Consider the following 16,656-nt stretch of genomic DNA (forward strand, 5'->3'; position numbering starts at 1 on the left):
TTTCGTAAAAATAATTTAAACAAAATACAAGAAACAATTGAAAAATGTACAAATAATGTAAACTTTATGATGTCATTATTTTAGAACAGCCCAACCGTGCTCCAACCTACCCATTATATTTATATAATCTCTTATTTATAATAATAGATTTGTTGTGGATTAAGATTTAATTAATATTTATTAAATTATATTTATAGGGTTAATAGCTATTTTATTTTATTCCTTTGTCCAATTTATTTTTAAAAAATGCGCAGCACAAGACATACAAGGATCATAAGCGCGAATTATTTTTTCCACTTCTTTTCTTATTTTATTTTCAACATCAGATTCTTTTAATAATATTTCGCAACAACAAATGTCTTCTACGATCTTTCTTACATCTTTCCGCATATTTACAAGATTTTGCGCAGTCGGAATAACTAAATTCGCATATCTAATTTTACCTTCATTAATACCCAGCCAATAATAAAGAGTTCCTCTTGCCGCTTCAATTACACCTACACCCTCTCCTGAAAGCTTTGTTGGTTTTACTAATGGCTCCTTTTTAAAATCTGTGTTTTCTAAAAGCTCAATAGAATGATCAATGGAATGCATAATTTCAATTACCTGCGCCAAATTATTATAATAAATATTATCAGATGGAAAAACAGATAAATATTTTTCCATATCTTTTTTTGTATTAAAATGCAAAGCATCTTTATTTAAATTTAATCGCGCCAAAGAACCAACCATATATTCATGACCTTCAAACTCAAATCCAGAAGCTTGCGAATAAGGCAAAACAATATTGTTTAAATGATCCCAATAATCCTTTTCTTCAACTATAGCGCCACTTGTACTTTTTATTTTTCCCTCAAGAAAAGAAAAATCCGATGTCGCCAAAGCAACAAAATTTGTTTTTCTTTTAAACTCCCAGTCTAAATTATAAAAAATTTCCGCCAATTTTATAACATAAGATCTAATGCTTTTTAATTCTTTAATTATTTCAGGTATTTTTGTTTTATCAATTTCATTAGAAAACCCGCCTACCTGTTCAAATGGCGCATGCACAGCCCGACCAGCAATCAAATTAGAAAGATTATTACCGGCCTCTTTTATATGCAAAGCCTCATGAAGTAAATCTATTTTTTCTTTAGGCATATCAAGAGCTGAATCTATACCAAAAATATCAGGTAAAACAAAAAAATAAAGATGCAATGCATGATCACGAATTATCATGCTATACATAGTAAGTTTACGTAAAATTATAGTTTGCTCGCTTGGTTTAATTTCTAATGCTTTTTCAATTGCCTCAATACAAGCAGTTAAATGAGCAATAGAACATGTTCCACAAATACGACTAACTATTTGAGCTACATTATTATATGATTGTCCGCGAACCGCTTGATTAAAAAAGCGCATATTTTCCATAACGCGCAATTCCACATTTTCAACTTTTCCATCTTTTATTTTTATATCTAAATCAGCATGACCTTCTATTTTTGAAAGCTTACTGATTTTTATATCTAAGTTATAATTATGCATAAATATAAATTTAAAATTATAAGTATTTCTCAAAAACTTCAATAAATTTTTTCTCTATTATCGGACAGCCAAAAATCTCATCATCAACTTTTACTGCTTCTTTAAGCGCTAAAGCGCGTGGTAAAAAATTATATTTTTTTAAATGATTTTTTATTTCTACTAATTGTTCAGCATTAAAATTATTTCTTTGCCCTGATGGCATAATATTAATAGCGCAATTACCCATGGCTATTAAAATTTTACTATTATTTCTTATTTTTTCAAGATACTCTTTGTCTTTTTCACTTGTTACTACGCCTTCCACTAAAGCTATATCTAAATTTTCTATTTCCATCTTATCTTTTATTGATAAAAAATAAACTATGTCCATTTTTTCTAACCAAGAAAATAGTTTTTGATTAAATATTTCTACCAAACAAATACTACAACCTTCATCGCAAGTAAGCGAAAATATTCCAACTCGTTTTTTATTTTTATCAATCATAATTATTTTTGTTTAATAACTTTTATTCCTCCCATATAAGGCCATAAAACTTCTGGAATTTTTATTGAACCATCTGCTTGCTGATAATTTTCTAAAATTGCAATTAATGTTCTTGGTGAAGCCAAAGCAGTATTATTTAACATATAAACATATTTCTTATCGCCATTTTTATCTTTATATTTTACATTTAATCTTCTAGATTGCCAGTCTAAAAAATTTGAAGCAGAGCCAGTTTCACCATAACTATTGCGACTAGGAATCCATGCTTCCAAATCAAACATTTTATATTTTCCAGCACTCATATCACCTGTGCAAATTTGAATCTGTCTATAAGGCAATCCTAAATCTTCATGTAACTCTTTTGACAAACTTATTATTTCTTGATGCAATTTCTCAGATTCATCTTTATCAGCGCGACAAATAACAACTTGCTCAACCTTCATAAATTCATGAACACGATAAATACCTTTAGTGTCCTTTCCATAACTTCCGATTTCTGAACGATAGCATTGAGAAAATCCAGCAAATTTAATTGGCAAATCTTTTTCATTTAAAATTTCATCAGCATAATAAGCCAATAAAGATGGTTCGGCTGTTCCAATTAAAAATTTATCTTCTTTTTTTATTGACCCATCAGCTAATTTATCATCATTGGCAATCTTATAAATTTCATCTACCTCTTGATTATATTTATCACCAGCAAAATAACCGCTACCAAATAAAGCAAAATTTTTAACTAAAGTTGGCGGAATTACTGGGGTAAAACCATTTTTAATTAATTTGCTCAAAGCATGCATCATAAAACCCATTACCAACATCACTGCTTCATTTTTTAAATAATAACTGCGATAACCACCAGTTTTAGTTCCACGTTTAAAATCAATTAAATCCAATTCTTCTGCCAATTCAATATAACTCTTAGGCTTAAAATCAAATTTTGTCGGTTCGCCCCATTTATAAACTTCGACATTTTCTTCTTCATTTTTTCCAATAGGTGTGTCAAAAGAAGGAATATTAGGAACTTTTACGGCTATTTCTAAATAATTTTTATCAATTTCAACTAAACCATTTTCTAATTCGGCAATTTGCTCTTTTAATTTTTTTCCATAAGCAATCTGTTTATCAGATGGTTTGCTATTTTTTGATTGGTTCGCTAATTCGTTACGTTTAGTTCTTAAATCATTAATCTGTGAAATTAATGATTTCTTGTCATTATCCAATTTTAATAATTCATCTAAATCAATTTTTATATTTTTATTTTTAGCAGCCAATTCAATTTCTTTTTTATTTTCACGAATAAATTTAATGTCTAACATAAAATAGCTTCTTAACTTTCTAGGCTTTAGGCGCTAGATAAATATAAAATAAAAATGATACGAGGTTCAACCCCGTACATTTTGTATTAGCGCACTCGATAATTTTATAAATTATTTTCCATCATTCTCTTATGTGATAAATTAATTCTTCCTTGCTCATCAATTCCGATTACTTCTACTTTAATAGCATCACCGACATTAACAATATCTTCCACTCTCGCGACTCGATAAGAAGCTAATTCAGAAATATGAACCAATCCTTCTTGTTTGGGTAAAATTTCAACAAAAGCGCCAAAAGCTAAAATTCGCGTTACTTTTCCTTGAAAAACTTCTCCTACTTCAACCTCATGAGTTAAGGTTTCAATCCATTTTACTGCTTTTTCTATTGATTCTTTATTTGGAGAAGCGACAAATATTGTTCCATCATCCTCAATGTCAATGGTAGCCCCTGTTTCTTTAATAATTTCATTAATCACTTTACCGCCAGAGCCAATCACATCTCTAATTTTGTCTGGATTGATTTTTAAAGAAACAACGCAAGGAGCAAAAGAAGAAAGTTCTGAACGAGAAGAAGCAATACTATTATTCATTGTTTCTAAAATTTTTAACCTTGCTTCAAATGATTGTTGAAATGTTTTTTCTATTATTTCTTGCGTTAACCCATGAGTTTTTGTATCCATTTGAATGGCAGTAATTCCATCTTTTGTTCCAGCAATTTTAAAATCCATTCCTCCTTTTCCATCTTCTAAGTCTTGTAAATCGGTAATGATTTTATAATTTTGTATTTCCCCATCTTTTTCCTCTGATGCCAAACCCATAGCAATTCCAGCCACTGCTTTTTTTATTGGAATACCCGCATCCATTAAAGCCAAAGAAGAACCGCAAACAGATCCCATTGAAGAAGAACCATTTGATCCCAAAACTTCTGAAACAATTCTAATGGTATAAGGGAATTCTTCTTTTGTTGGAATCATAGGGAGCAAAGCTTTTTCAGCTAATGAGCCATGCCCAATATCTCGACGACTAGGTCCTCTTAAAGGACCAGTTTCTCCCACAGAAAAAGGAGGAAAATTATAATGATGCATAAAATTCTTTGTTCCTCTTTCTTCCATTGTATCAATAAATTGTTCTTCTCCTGGCGCGCCCAATGTAATAATAGATAATACTTCTGTTTGTCCTCTTCTAAATAATCCCGAACCATGTGTGTTTGGTAATATACCAACTCGTGCTTCCAATGGTCTAATATCTATTAAACTTCTTCCGTCTACCCTTTGATTTTTTTCTAAAATTCTTTTTGAAATTTCTGTTTCAATCATTTTTTTCATCATTTCTATTATTTTACTAATTTTTTCTTTTCCGACTTCTTGCGTCTCTAACTCTTTTTCTAATTTTTTTCGCAATAAAGCAATGGCTTCTTTTCTACTTTCTTTTGTGTCAATTGATTGAGCAAACAAAGCATTTTCTATTTCTTTATTTAAAAAAGTTTGCGCTTTTTGTTGTAATTCTTGTTTTTCAATTTTTTTCTCCTCAGCTTCTTTTAAAATTTCTACATTTTTGGGTTTTCCTATTTTTTCTTGAATTTCTTGAATTAAAGAATCAATTTTAGAAATATATTGTTGGCTAAATTGAATGGCTTCAATCGCTTTCTCTTCTTTTATTTCTTTTGCTCCACCTTCAATCATGGTTACTCTACCATTTTTTGCAGCAATAACTAAATCTAATTCACTTTTTTTTCTATCTTCATAAGAAGGATTAATGATAAATTTATCATCAATCATTCCAACGCGTACTCCTGCAACTGGACCGCTCCAAGGAATATTTGAAATAGAAAGCGCCACTGAGGTAGCAATAATAGAAAGCACATCAGGATCATTCACTTGATCAAAAGAAAGAATAGTTGCAATTATTTGAACATCATTTTTTATTTGATCATCAAAAAGAGGTCTGATTGATCGGTCAATGAGACGCGCCGAGGTAATAGCATCGTCAGTTGCTCGACCTTCTCTTTTAATAAATCTAGAACCTTTAATTTTTCCAGCCGCATAAAATTTTTCTTCGTATTCAACTGAAAGAGGGAAAAAATCAATCCCTTCTCTAATTTTTCCCAACACAGCCGTAGCCAAAACAACTGTACCCCCGCATTGAATCGTGCAGGATCCATTTGCTTGATTAGCGAATTCTCCAATTTTAATAATTAATTTTCTATCATCAATTTCTAATTCAAATTGAGAAACGCCGTCTGATTTTTTTTCTTCAAACATAAAATTCCTTTTTTCTGATCTGCAAATTTTAGATTATGTGAATTTACACAATCTATTTACTCGCAGACCAAAAATTAATAAAATAAAATAAAATAAAATAAATTTTTACGATTGAAATATATCATAATTTTAATAAAAGTCAAAAAAAATTAAATTAATCTCTTAAAAAAGAAAAGAGGCTGATTTTTAATCAGCCTCTTTTTGCATACATATATAATTTCGCCAGTCTCCCCATTTACACTGGCGCTCCATGTTTCGCAAAGAGAAAGCGTATTGGCTTCCTCTTTATACCGCATAGCACAATTATATATGTGTGCCTTTTTTGTATTTACCTCCTTTTTTTTCTTTAATTCTTCGGCCCTTTCGAGCCAAAATTCTTCATTAATACTACATTCTTTCATCTTTTTTACCCCCTTTTATTTTTTTTAAAACAAAAAACCAGCCCGTTAGCGGACTGGTTTTTTGTTTTTTATTTTTTTCTTTATTTTATAAAACAAAAAATTCCATCCGCCTAGGCTGGCTAATAATAATGTTGATAATTATGGATGAAAAATTCAATTTCATATGGAAATATATTTACACAAAATAATAATTTTGTCAAATTTTAAAAATTTATTATTAGATAAAATATATTAAAATTTGACTTAAAATTTAACTATTTATACAATAAATATGAATTATAAATATAAAATTTATTTTTTTAATATATCAAATTTTTTAAAATTTATCAAAAAATTTTTAAGTTTGCGCAGAAAAATATAAAATTACATTTTATGAAATTTATTCAAAATTTAAAACAATTTGATTGGATAATGATAGGCGCTGTATTTTTTTTAACTGTTTTTGGATTAATTATTCAATATAGTCTGTCTTTAAATCAAGAAGTAATTAGTTTTTCAAATTTTAACAAGCAATTGATTTTTGCTATTATTGGGATTATTTTAATGTTTTTGATTAGTTTTTTGAATTTTAATTCTTTAAAAAATTATGCAATTTTTTTATATATTTTTATTTTAATTTTATTGATTTCAGTTTTATTTTTTGGCAAAACTTTTAGAGGGACACAAGGTTGGATTAATTTACCTTTTGGGATTAATTTTCAAATAGCGGAATTAACCAAAATAATTTTAGTAATTGTTTTAGCTAAATATTGGTCTAATAATATTTATAATATTCAAAGTTTTAAACATATTATTTTAACTGGAATAATAACAATAATTCCTTTTATTTTAATAGCTTTGCAACCAGATTTGGGATCAGCTTTGATTTTTTTTGGCCTTTGGCTGGGAATAATTTTTATAATTTCCAAACCTAAAATTTTAATTAAAATTTTAATTTTATTTGTTTTAATTTTTGGAATTAGTTGGTTTGGGTTAAAAGATTATCAAAAAGATAGAATTATTATTTTTGTAAATCCTCAAGTAGATCCTTTGGGCAGAGGGTATCAAATAATTCAATCTACTATTGCTATTGGTTCAGGACAATTTTGGGGTCGTGGTTTAGGATTAGGACCTCAAAGTCAATTAAAATTTTTACCTGAAGCAAGAACTGATTTTGTTTTTGCTGTTATTGCCGAAGAATTAGGAATGATTGGATCGTTTTTAATTTTAGGTCTTTTTGGAATTTTATTTTATCGATTTTGGGAAGCAATTAAAAAAATAAAAGATGATTTTAATATTTTTTTAATTTTAGGGTTTGCTTTGGTATTTTTTATAGAAATATTTATTAATATCGGAATGAATATTGGAATAGCGCCAATCACAGGGATTTCTTTACCATTTTTAAGTTATGGCGGAAGTTCTCTTTTGACAAATTTATTTATAATTGGAATTATACAAAGTGTAATTAGAAAAACATAATTTTTCCACATTGTTTTTATTTGTAAATTTAAATAAAAAGATTATAATGATTAATATGAAAATAAAATTTTTTACAAAAGATGTAGACCTTACAGATTCTCTTAAGGTTTATATAGAAAATAAGATTAAAAGTTTTGCAGAAACTTATTTTAAAAATGCGTTGGAAATTTTAGAAATACGCATAAATCTTGGCGTTGATCAACATCATCGTCATGGAAAAGTCCAAAGAGTAGAAGTAATGGTTTATATTCCTCAGCAAATTTTACGCGCTAAAAAAATTGCTAATGATATATACACTGCTTTTGATGGAATTATTCCAAAATTAGAAAAACAAATTGAAAGATATAAAAATAAATTTTGGGATAAAAAAAAGAAAAAACAAAAAGAGTTTAAGGAAAAAATAAGCGACATAGAAATGGAAAATTAAAAAAATTTTAAATAATAAATTTAAATTTTATTTTAAAAAGAAAGGAAAAATATGGATAAAAATACATCGAAGTTAGAACAAACTGGTATGGAAATGGTAAAACTAAGACTGCAAGAAGAAGTAAATTTTTGTTTATTTTATGTTAAATCGAGATGAAATAAAAATTCTTATTATTGAAGATGAAATATTTTTATCAGAAATGCTTAAAAAGTTTTTTTTAATAGAAGGTTATCAGGTTTTTTTAGCTAAAAATGGAGAAGAAGGATTAAAAAAAATAAAAGAAATAAATCCCACTTTAATGTTATTAGATATTTTGTTGCCCAAAATTAGTGGATATCAAGTGTTAAAAACTCTTAGAAAAGATTCTGAATTTTCTCAATTTTCTTCTATTCCAATAATTGTTATATCTAATTCAGGACAAGCAGTTGAAATAAAAAAAATTAAAGAGTTAGGAGTTAGTGATTATTTGCTTAAGGTTAATCTTACGGCAAAAGAAATAGTGGATAAAGTGAATAATTTTTTAAAAAATAATTATTTAAATTTTTAATTAATTTTATGACAAACAAAATAAAAATTTTAATTGTGGAAGATGATTTTTTTTTAAGAAAACTTTGTCAAAAAAAATTAGAACAAAAAGAATTTGAAGTTTTTTTAGCAGAAGATGGAAATAAAGGTATAGAAGAAGCAAAAAAAAATCAGCCAGATTTAATATTATTAGATATTATTTTACCAGGTATTAATGGATTTGAAGTTTTAAAAACCCTTAAAAAGGATCTAGCGACAGCTTCAATTCCAATAGTTTTATTAAGTAATTTAGGACAAAAAGAAGATATAGATAAAGGATTAGCATTGGGCGCCAATGATTATCTTATTAAGGCTCATTTTTCTCCTCAGGAAATAGTTGATAAAATAGAAGAAGTGTTAATGTCAATTAAAAGTAAGTAAATAATAGACCGATAAGTAATAGTAATTCTGCCGAAGTGGTGAAATTGGTAGACACGCGGGTCTCAAAAACCCGTGAGCTTTGCTCATATCGGTTCAAGTCCGATCTTCGGCATTTAAAATTAAATTAAATAATAAAAGAAGCAGAATTATAAAAAATTTTGCTTCTTTTATTTTTATAATTTATGCGATTCCTGATTATTAAATTTAATTTCTATTTATATATAAACTTATTAAGTTTTAATTTAAATTATATCAAACCACTTAGAAATTTATCAGCGCTGATTACTCGAATTTTATCTTGCCAAAAATCAATTCCAGATTGTTTTACCACTTGATAAGCAAAGGGAATATTTAATTTTTTAATAAAATATTTTAAATGTTTTGATGGTTTATTGTCTGATGTTTTAACTTCTACTACAAACCAAGGTTTTTTATTTACAGTAATTAAAAAATCAACTTCTCTGCCTTCTATATCATGTAAAAAACATAATTCAATTTTATATCCTTCAGTATCATATAAAAAATGAGACATTTTTAATAAATGAGACGCAATTATATTTTCTAATTTACTACCTTTATTTTGAATCTGCGACCAATCCCATAAATACATTTTGGGTTCTTTACGTAAAGATTTAATAGTGCTGGCAGAATAAGGATAAATTCTAAAATGATAGTAAAATCTTTCTAAAATATCCATCCATAAAGAAATTGTTTTATGAGCCACTTGTAAATCTTCTCGCAAAGCATTTAATGACAAAAGTGATCCAACTTTTTCTGGTAAAATTTCTACTAATATTTGCAAGGCTGATAAATCGCGTACTTGCTCTATGTCTCGAATATCTTCCTTAATTAATCTATCTAAACGCTCATTATGAAATCGACGCAATATTTTTTGATCCTTTTTAATAAATGGTTCTGGGAAACCGCCAAAAATTAATAAATCTGTAAATGTTTTCGCTATATTCTTTTTAACAGTAGAAAAAAATAATTCTTTTGATATTTTTATATTTGGTTTTATTTGCAATACTTCGGCTAAAGAAAACGGATGAAGTCGATAATAATGATATCTACCCATAAGAGAATCTCCGCCTTTTCTATATAAATCAAGTCGAGCGCTACCAGTAACTAAAATATGAAATTTTTCCTTATATTTATCAAATTCTCCTTTGATATAATTTTTCCATTGTTTATATTTATGAATTTCATCAAAAATAATTAGAGTAGATTCAGCATCAAATTTTTTTTGTAAAATTATTTTTTGATCTTCGCGATTATCCCAATTAAGATAAGTATATTTTTTATAATTATTCGCACCAATATATTGAGACAATGTGGTTTTCCCTACTTGCCTGGGTCCTCCAATAAAAACCATTTTATTTTTTAAATCAGAAACTATTGGGAAATGTAAATATCGATTTTTTATCATATTTTTTAAAATATTAAAATTTTATAAATTCCAGAATATTATACTGTAGTCAAAAAAAATGTCAATTATTTTCTACTTTAGTAGAAAATTCTGGATTTATAAAAATAGTAATAAGTAACATTAAAAATAACTCTTACCTTTTGGTGCCTCGTGTTTGGTTATTTGTATTTGATATTCTGGATCGTAAATTTCAATAATTTTATATTTTCCAGAAGTTGTCTGTACGTCTTTATTGTTACTATGTATGGTTTTGCTCAAGCATAAAAATTTTGCCCCAATATAACCATTTCTTATTAATATTATGAACAAGAAAGCATCGTGTTGGTGGTAAATGAAAAATTCTTGCGCCAGATTTATTATAAAACTCAAAAATTTGACCAGCCATATTTTCAAGTTTTATTAACGAGCTTTTGTGTTTTTTAAGGTTTAAAATAACTTCTGGAAAACCTTGTTCCGTAGTAATTTGTAAGATGTCATTTAATTCAATATAACTGCCCATAAATTTATTAAAATTATATAATTTTCAAGAATTAACTTTCCTAATTAGAAAGTTAATTTATAATTTAAAATTTCTTAACTTTTCTTTAATTCAAAATTTATAATTTAAAATTTATAATTTCTTAACTGGTTTTTCTGTTTTTAAAAACAGCCAAGGGGGTTTTGAATAAAATTTTTAAATCCAATAACAAAGACCAATTTTCAATGTAATAAGTATCAAGTCGCACTTCTTCTTCAAAATCCAAATCAGAACGACCACTAACTTGCGACATTCCAGTCATACCCGGCTTAATATCTAAAAGTCTTTTATGATGTTTTTGATATTTTTCAACCTCTTCAATTTCATGAGGACGCGGACCAACTAAACTCATTTTCCCTATAAAAACAAGAAAAAGTTCAGCCAATTCATCAACGCTTAATTTACGAATAAATTTTCCTACTTTTGTAACTCTGGGATCGTTTTCAAATTTTATCATTGGGCCATCATTTCTGATATTTTTTTCCAACCATTCTTTTGTGTATCTTAAGTCATGTGCTTTATCAATCATTGATCTAAATTTAAAATAAGTAAAAGGTTGTCCTTTTTGTCCTACTCGTTTATATTTAAAAAATATTGGACCTTTTGAATCTATTTTAATAGCAATGGCTGTTAAAGCCATTGGAAAAGAAAAAATAACAATAAGAATAAAACTACCAATAATATCAAAAATTCTTTTTATAATTCTTCCCCAACCGTCTAATGTTGTTTTTTTAATTTCTATAATTGGAATTCCAGCGATAGTATCAATTTCAATGTTTGAAGTTTGAGCATTAAAAAGATCGGCTGCATATTTAAAAATAAGATGATGTTCTTTGCAAAATTCCATTATTTGTTGGTTTATTTCTTTGGATAAATTTGTGTCAGCTTGAATAATTTCATCTACATTTAAAGATTCTTTTATTTTTAATAATTGATTTTCTAAATCGTTTTGATTGATATTTTTTATTCGGTCAACGATTTTATAACCCAATGTTGGTTTTTTATATAATTCAGAAGCAATGTTTTCCGCTTCTCTTTTTTCGCCAATAATTATTATTCGATGAATTCCATAATTAAATTTGTAAAGACATTTTTGTAAAAATCGAATTAATAAACGGCCAATAAAAATATAAAAAATGCTTAATATCCAAATAGAAAGAACAAGAAAACGAGAGGCAAATAATTCTTTGTAGAAAAAAATATAGATAATAATAATAATCATTCCTATTGAAACGGCGCTAAAAATTTTCAAAAATTCATCCGAAATTTTTCTTCGAATATTATATATATTATAAAGTTTTCCTAAAGCAAAAACAATGACCCAAATAAGAGCCAAAATAAACATTAATCCCAAATATACTTTATATGTCCAAATGGATGTAGCTGGATAAATATCTTTTAAAAAGGTCTCGAATCTTAAAAAATAGGCTGTTGTTCCAGCCAATAGAATCATTAAAAAATCAATTGGGATTAAAATTACAGCAAAAAAAAGTTCAATTTTTTTCATAAAAAAATTAAAGAAATTATAACATTCATTTATAATTTAAAATTCCCCAGCCCGACCTCATATTAAATAGTTTACTAATAATTATTGCTGTATCTGTTAAATAATTTAAATCAACAAACTTTAGTAAATGAAAGGCGGGGTGGGCAAAATTTAAAATTTTATTAAGTAAGCCTATAAGCCGAATTCTGTTCCCCAAAAAATTTCGGAGTGATGATCATCTATCTAGCTCCGATGTTGCCATCGGAATCAAGCGGGCTACCAAATTTGCCCTTGCATCCAAGTAAGGATTTAGCCGTTTCACCCTCTGATTTTGTTTAGAAAAATTTCTAAATTTATTTCAAAGGCTCATCCTATTTTTTATAAAATAGAATGTCTTGATTTTTTCAAATCAAAACGTCTCTGCTCGCACCTCTAGTCTCACGACCGACAGGCGTTACCTGCTACTCTTTTAATCTTCTTCTTTTTAAAAAAGAGAAAAGAAAAGAATGTTCGGACTTTCCTCTCCATATTTTTAAAGATACAGAGCGATCATCCAGCTTACTTAAGTATTAAGTATACAAAAAAATAATAAAAAGTAAATAAAATAATTAATATGTCGGAAGTTCAACTCCCAGCATTGTTTTTTACTCCTAACTTTTATAGTTTCTTTAAAATAGATTATTTATCTTATTTTTAAAAAGAGTATAATAAAAAAATTATGACTCAAGAAGAAGCGTTTGATATATTAAAACTGGGACACAATGTTTTTCTTACTGGTCCGGCTGGTAGCGGGAAAACTTTTTTGTTAAACAAATATATTAATTATTTAAAAAAAAATCACAAAGCAGTGGCAATCACCGCCTCCACTGGAATTGCCGCAACTCATATGGGAGGAATTACCATTCACTCATGGTCAGGCATGGGTATTAAAGAAAATCTTACAACAAAAGATCTTCAAATGCTTTTAAAAAAACCTTATCTAAAAAAAAGATTTAAAAATGTTGGCGTATTAATTATTGACGAAATATCAATGCTTCATAGTTATCAATTTGATTTAATTCACCATATTTGTCAGGCATTCAAAAATAATCCAGAGCCTTTTGCAGGCATACAAATTATATGTTCTGGCGATTTTTTTCAATTACCCCCAATTCAAAAAAAAGAAAAACCCAAATTTGTTTTTGATTCAGAAATTTGGGAAAATATGGATATAAAAATATGTTATTTAGAAGAACAACATCGTCAAGGAAAAGGCGACTTGCTTACTTTGTTAAATCATATTCGAAAAAATGAAATTTATGAATCTAAAAAAATATTAGCCAATAGAAACAATAAAGAAAAATTTTTTTCTACTGCTATCACCAAACTTTATACACACAATATAGATGTTGATGCCATTAATACTTTTGAATTAGCCAAAATAAATGAAAAAGAAATTATCTATTATATGGAAGCAAGGGGGAATAAAGATGTTATTGACGCGCTTAAAAAAGGATGTTTAGCGCCTGAAAAATTAATACTTAAAAAAGGAGCAAAAGTGATGTTTGTAAAAAATAATTTTGATAAGGGTTATGTAAATGGCACATTGGGTCATGTTATTAAATTTGACGCAGATGGTTTGCCTGTTATACAAATTGCGAACGGCGAACATATTATGGTTGAAAATACAAAATGGACAATTGAAGAAAATGAATTTATTATCGCCGAGATTAACCAATTACCTATTCGTCTGGCTTGGGCAATTACTATACACAAAAGTCAGGGTATGAATCTTGATTCGGCCGAAATTGATCTTTCAAAATCCTTTATTAAAGGAATGGGTTATGTGGCGCTTTCTCGATTACATTCGCTTGCTGGGTTGAAATTAATAGGAATAAATGAATTGGCTTTGATGGTTGATTCAAAAATTTTAGAAAAAGATAAAATATTAGAACAAAGGTCACAGGAATTAGTTAAAGATTTAAGAGAAATGAAAATATGGGAAAAAGAAAAAAAGCAAAAACAATTTTTAAATTCTTTGACAAGTGTTGAACAAAATAAAATATATTTTTCGCAAAAAAAAGACAAAGAATCTACTTTTGAAAAAACTAAAAAACTTGTTTATCAAAAATTTTTAATTAAAGAAATAGCTAAACATAGAGGTTTAACCGAGGATACAATTATTAGTCATTTAGAAAAAATGGTTAGCCAAAAAGAAAAAATTAATTTGGAATATTTACGACCACCAAAAGAACGTTTTGAAAAAATTAAAATAGCTTTTCAACAAACCGATGATTTTAAATTATCTTTGGTCAAAGAAATTTTGGGTAACGATTTTTCTTATTCTGAAATAAAATTAGTTCGTTTATTTTTATTTTTTTAATGTTTGAGCCTTAACACTCAAACATTTTTTTATTTTACATTTTGTAATGGCGTTTTATGCGCCCCTTTTATTTTATTAAAAAATATGATATTATAAAAAAATAAAAGAATATTTGATATATTTTATCAATTATTTTTTTATAAAGAACTATTAAAATTAAATATTTTTTTATGAAAACAAATTCTTTTATTATTATTCATCATTCAGCCACAACAAGGGATGGAACCACTTTAAATGCTATTAATAGATTTCATCAAAAAAAATTTAATTATAGATCTTCACTTGGTTGGTATGTAGGTTATCATTATTTTATTGCTGGAAATGGGATTGTTCGGCAAGTTAGAAGAGATGAAGAATATGGAGTTCATTGTCGAGCAAGTAAAATGAATTCCCAATCCATTGGCATTTGTTTGGCTGGAAATTTTGAAATAGAAAAACCATCAGAAAAACAATTAGAGTCTTTAAAAAAAATATTAGAATCTTTAAAAAAAAGTTATGGCATTAAAAATAATGATATTTTAGGGCATTGTGAAGTAATTGGAGCTATTACTGCTTGTCCGGGTAAAAATTTATTAGAATGGGTTAATAAATATAAAACAATATCTTAATGTTTTTTATAATTTAAATTATTTTATGTATAAAACTATTAAAGATGTAAATTTAAAAAATAAAAAAGTTATTTTAAGAGTGGCTTTTGATGTTCCTTTGAAAAAAAATGGAAATGAATGGATTGTTGCTGATGATAGCAGGATTAAAATTTCCATCCCAACCATTAATTATCTTTTAAAACAAAATTGTAAAATTATTTTGCTTTCTTATTTAGGTAGACCAAATGGTAAAGTAATGGAAGATTTACGATTAAAACCAGTGGCAAAAAAATTAAAAGAAATATTAAAAACAGAAAAAATTATTTATTTAAAGGATTGTATTGGCAAGGAAGTTGAAAAAAAAACAAAAAAAATGGAATCAAATGAAATAATTCTTTTGGAAAATACTCGTTTTCATCCAGAAGAAGAAAAAAATGATTTAAAATTTGCTAAAAAATTAGCGCATTTAGGCAATATTTTTATTAATGACGCTTTTGCCCAAAGCCATAGAAATTATGCTTCGACTGTTGGAATTACAAAGTTTTTGCCCAGCGCAATGGGTTTGAATTTTGAAAAAGAAATAAAAATTTTAACAAAAATCAAAACAAGCTCCAAAAAACCTTTGGTTATTGTTATTGGTGGAGTAAAAATTGATTCAAAAATAGATGTAATAAAAAATTTTTTAAAACAAGCTGATCAAATTTTAATTGGTGGAGTGATTGGATTGGTTTTTTTGAAAGAGTTGGGATACAAAGTAGGAAAGTTACCAACAAGTTTTTTAAAAGGTCAAAAAAAAGATTTAATAAAAAAAATGTTAGCTGAATTATTGCCGTTTGTGGGAGAAAAAATTATTTTGCCAGTTGATGGAGTAATTAAAAAAATTAATGGAATTAAAAAACAATTAAAAGAAATTGATATTGCATTTTTAAATTCCAATGGATTATCCCAAATTTCAATTTTAGATATCGGTCATCAAACAATTGAATTATTTTCTCAATATATTCGAAAAGCAAAAACAGTTATTTGGAATGGGCCGATGGGATTGTTTGAAAATAAAAAATTTAATCAAGGAACAAAAAAAATAGCGCAAGCGATTGCAAATTCTAAGAATTATAGTGTAATTGGTGGTGGAGATACTGAAGAAGCAATTAGTAATTTTAAGTTAAATAAAAAAATTAGTCATGTTTGTGTGGCTGGCGGAGCAATGTTGGAATTTCTCGCAAATAAAAAACTCCCCGCTTTAGAAGTGTTAAAAAAATAAAAAAAACTTAAGAAATTATAAATTTTGAATTATAAATTATAAATTTTATGAATAGTCAAATTAAAATTTGTCAAAACTTAAGAAATTATAAATTTTGAATTATATGAATAGTCAAACTAAAATTTGTCAAAATTGCGAAAAGAAATTTATAATCGAACCCGATGACTTTTTATTTTACGAAAAAAATAAATGTTTCTCCCC

15 protein-coding genes, 1 tRNA gene and 1 other RNA gene are annotated in these 16,656 nt (G+C 27.1%); 8 read left to right on the plus strand and 9 right to left on the minus strand.

Features of this window, described 5'->3' with window-relative positions; all coding sequences use genetic code 11:
• Positions 1 to 216: 216 nt before the first annotated feature.
• The 5 genes from CVV26_01770 to CVV26_01790 form a co-directional block, all read right to left on the minus strand.
• Positions 217 to 1,557 (minus strand): hypothetical protein, encoded by a 1,341-nt coding sequence (locus tag CVV26_01770; GenBank protein ID PKL72376.1) that lies wholly within the window; start codon positions 1,555 to 1,557, stop codon positions 217 to 219.
• A complete protein-coding gene (locus tag CVV26_01775) occupies positions 1,541 to 2,008 on the minus strand; it encodes a hypothetical protein (GenBank protein PKL72377.1) in 468 nt (155 codons plus the stop codon). The genes CVV26_01770 and CVV26_01775 overlap by 17 nt, the downstream gene beginning before the upstream one ends.
• Positions 2,009 to 2,010: 2 nt before the next feature.
• Entirely contained in the window at positions 2,011 to 3,324 is a 1,314-nt protein-coding gene (locus tag CVV26_01780) for a serine--tRNA ligase (GenBank protein PKL72378.1), read from the minus strand.
• Between the two features lie 104 nt (positions 3,325 to 3,428).
• Positions 3,429 to 5,585, minus strand: coding sequence for a polyribonucleotide nucleotidyltransferase (locus tag CVV26_01785; protein ID PKL72379.1), 2,157 nt, complete (start codon positions 5,583 to 5,585; stop codon positions 3,429 to 3,431).
• A 149-nt stretch (positions 5,586 to 5,734) separates the two neighbouring features.
• Positions 5,735 to 5,986: a hypothetical protein gene (locus CVV26_01790; GenBank protein ID PKL72380.1), complete on the minus strand. Its 252-nt coding sequence runs from the start codon at positions 5,984 to 5,986 to the stop codon at positions 5,735 to 5,737.
• Between the two features lie 372 nt (positions 5,987 to 6,358).
• On the opposite strand from CVV26_01790, the gene CVV26_01795 reads away from it, so the two are divergent.
• The 5 genes from CVV26_01795 (at position 6,359) to CVV26_01815 (ending at position 8,928) form a co-directional block, all read left to right on the plus strand.
• Complete coding sequence (locus CVV26_01795; protein PKL72381.1) at positions 6,359 to 7,444, plus strand: rod shape-determining protein RodA; 1,086 nt, start codon at positions 6,359 to 6,361, stop codon at positions 7,442 to 7,444.
• Between the two features lie 46 nt (positions 7,445 to 7,490).
• Complete coding sequence (raiA, locus tag CVV26_01800; protein ID PKL72382.1) at positions 7,491 to 7,871, plus strand: ribosomal subunit interface protein; 381 nt, start codon at positions 7,491 to 7,493, stop codon at positions 7,869 to 7,871.
• A gap of 139 nt (positions 7,872 to 8,010) precedes the next feature.
• Positions 8,011 to 8,418, plus strand: a complete 408-nt coding sequence (locus CVV26_01805; protein PKL72383.1) for a response regulator — start codon at positions 8,011 to 8,013, stop codon at positions 8,416 to 8,418.
• An 8-nt stretch (positions 8,419 to 8,426) separates the two neighbouring features.
• Complete coding sequence (locus CVV26_01810; protein PKL72384.1) at positions 8,427 to 8,816, plus strand: response regulator; 390 nt, start codon at positions 8,427 to 8,429, stop codon at positions 8,814 to 8,816.
• A 29-nt stretch (positions 8,817 to 8,845) separates the two neighbouring features.
• A tRNA-Leu gene (locus tag CVV26_01815) sits at positions 8,846 to 8,928 on the plus strand.
• A 135-nt stretch (positions 8,929 to 9,063) separates the two neighbouring features.
• On the opposite strand, the gene CVV26_01820 is transcribed toward CVV26_01815, so the two are convergent.
• The 4 genes from CVV26_01820 to rnpB form a co-directional block, all read right to left on the minus strand.
• A complete protein-coding gene (locus CVV26_01820) occupies positions 9,064 to 10,242 on the minus strand; it encodes an AAA family ATPase (GenBank protein PKL72385.1) in 1,179 nt (392 codons plus the stop codon).
• A 238-nt stretch (positions 10,243 to 10,480) separates the two neighbouring features.
• On the minus strand, positions 10,481 to 10,741 hold the full coding sequence (locus CVV26_01825) for a hypothetical protein (GenBank protein PKL72386.1): 261 nt from the start codon (positions 10,739 to 10,741) through the stop codon (positions 10,481 to 10,483).
• Between the two features lie 121 nt (positions 10,742 to 10,862).
• Positions 10,863 to 12,266 (minus strand): hypothetical protein, encoded by a 1,404-nt coding sequence (locus CVV26_01830; protein ID PKL72387.1) that lies wholly within the window; start codon positions 12,264 to 12,266, stop codon positions 10,863 to 10,865.
• A gap of 158 nt (positions 12,267 to 12,424) precedes the next feature.
• An RNA gene (rnpB, locus tag CVV26_01835) (RNase P RNA component class A) lies at positions 12,425 to 12,810 on the minus strand.
• A 153-nt stretch (positions 12,811 to 12,963) separates the two neighbouring features.
• Between rnpB and CVV26_01840 the strand changes: the two genes are divergently transcribed.
• From CVV26_01840 to pgk, 3 genes are all read left to right on the plus strand, one after another.
• Complete coding sequence (locus CVV26_01840; protein ID PKL72388.1) at positions 12,964 to 14,607, plus strand: helicase; 1,644 nt, start codon at positions 12,964 to 12,966, stop codon at positions 14,605 to 14,607.
• A 170-nt stretch (positions 14,608 to 14,777) separates the two neighbouring features.
• Complete coding sequence (locus tag CVV26_01845; GenBank protein PKL72389.1) at positions 14,778 to 15,215, plus strand: hypothetical protein; 438 nt, start codon at positions 14,778 to 14,780, stop codon at positions 15,213 to 15,215.
• Between the two features lie 25 nt (positions 15,216 to 15,240).
• A complete protein-coding gene (gene pgk / locus CVV26_01850) occupies positions 15,241 to 16,455 on the plus strand; it encodes a phosphoglycerate kinase (protein PKL72390.1) in 1,215 nt (404 codons plus the stop codon).
• Positions 16,456 to 16,656 lie beyond the last annotated feature (201 nt).

The sequence above is a fragment of the Candidatus Kuenenbacteria bacterium HGW-Kuenenbacteria-1 genome, assembly GCA_002839745.1.
Taxonomy (GTDB): domain Bacteria; phylum Patescibacteriota; class Patescibacteriia; order UBA2591; family PGYQ01; genus PGYQ01.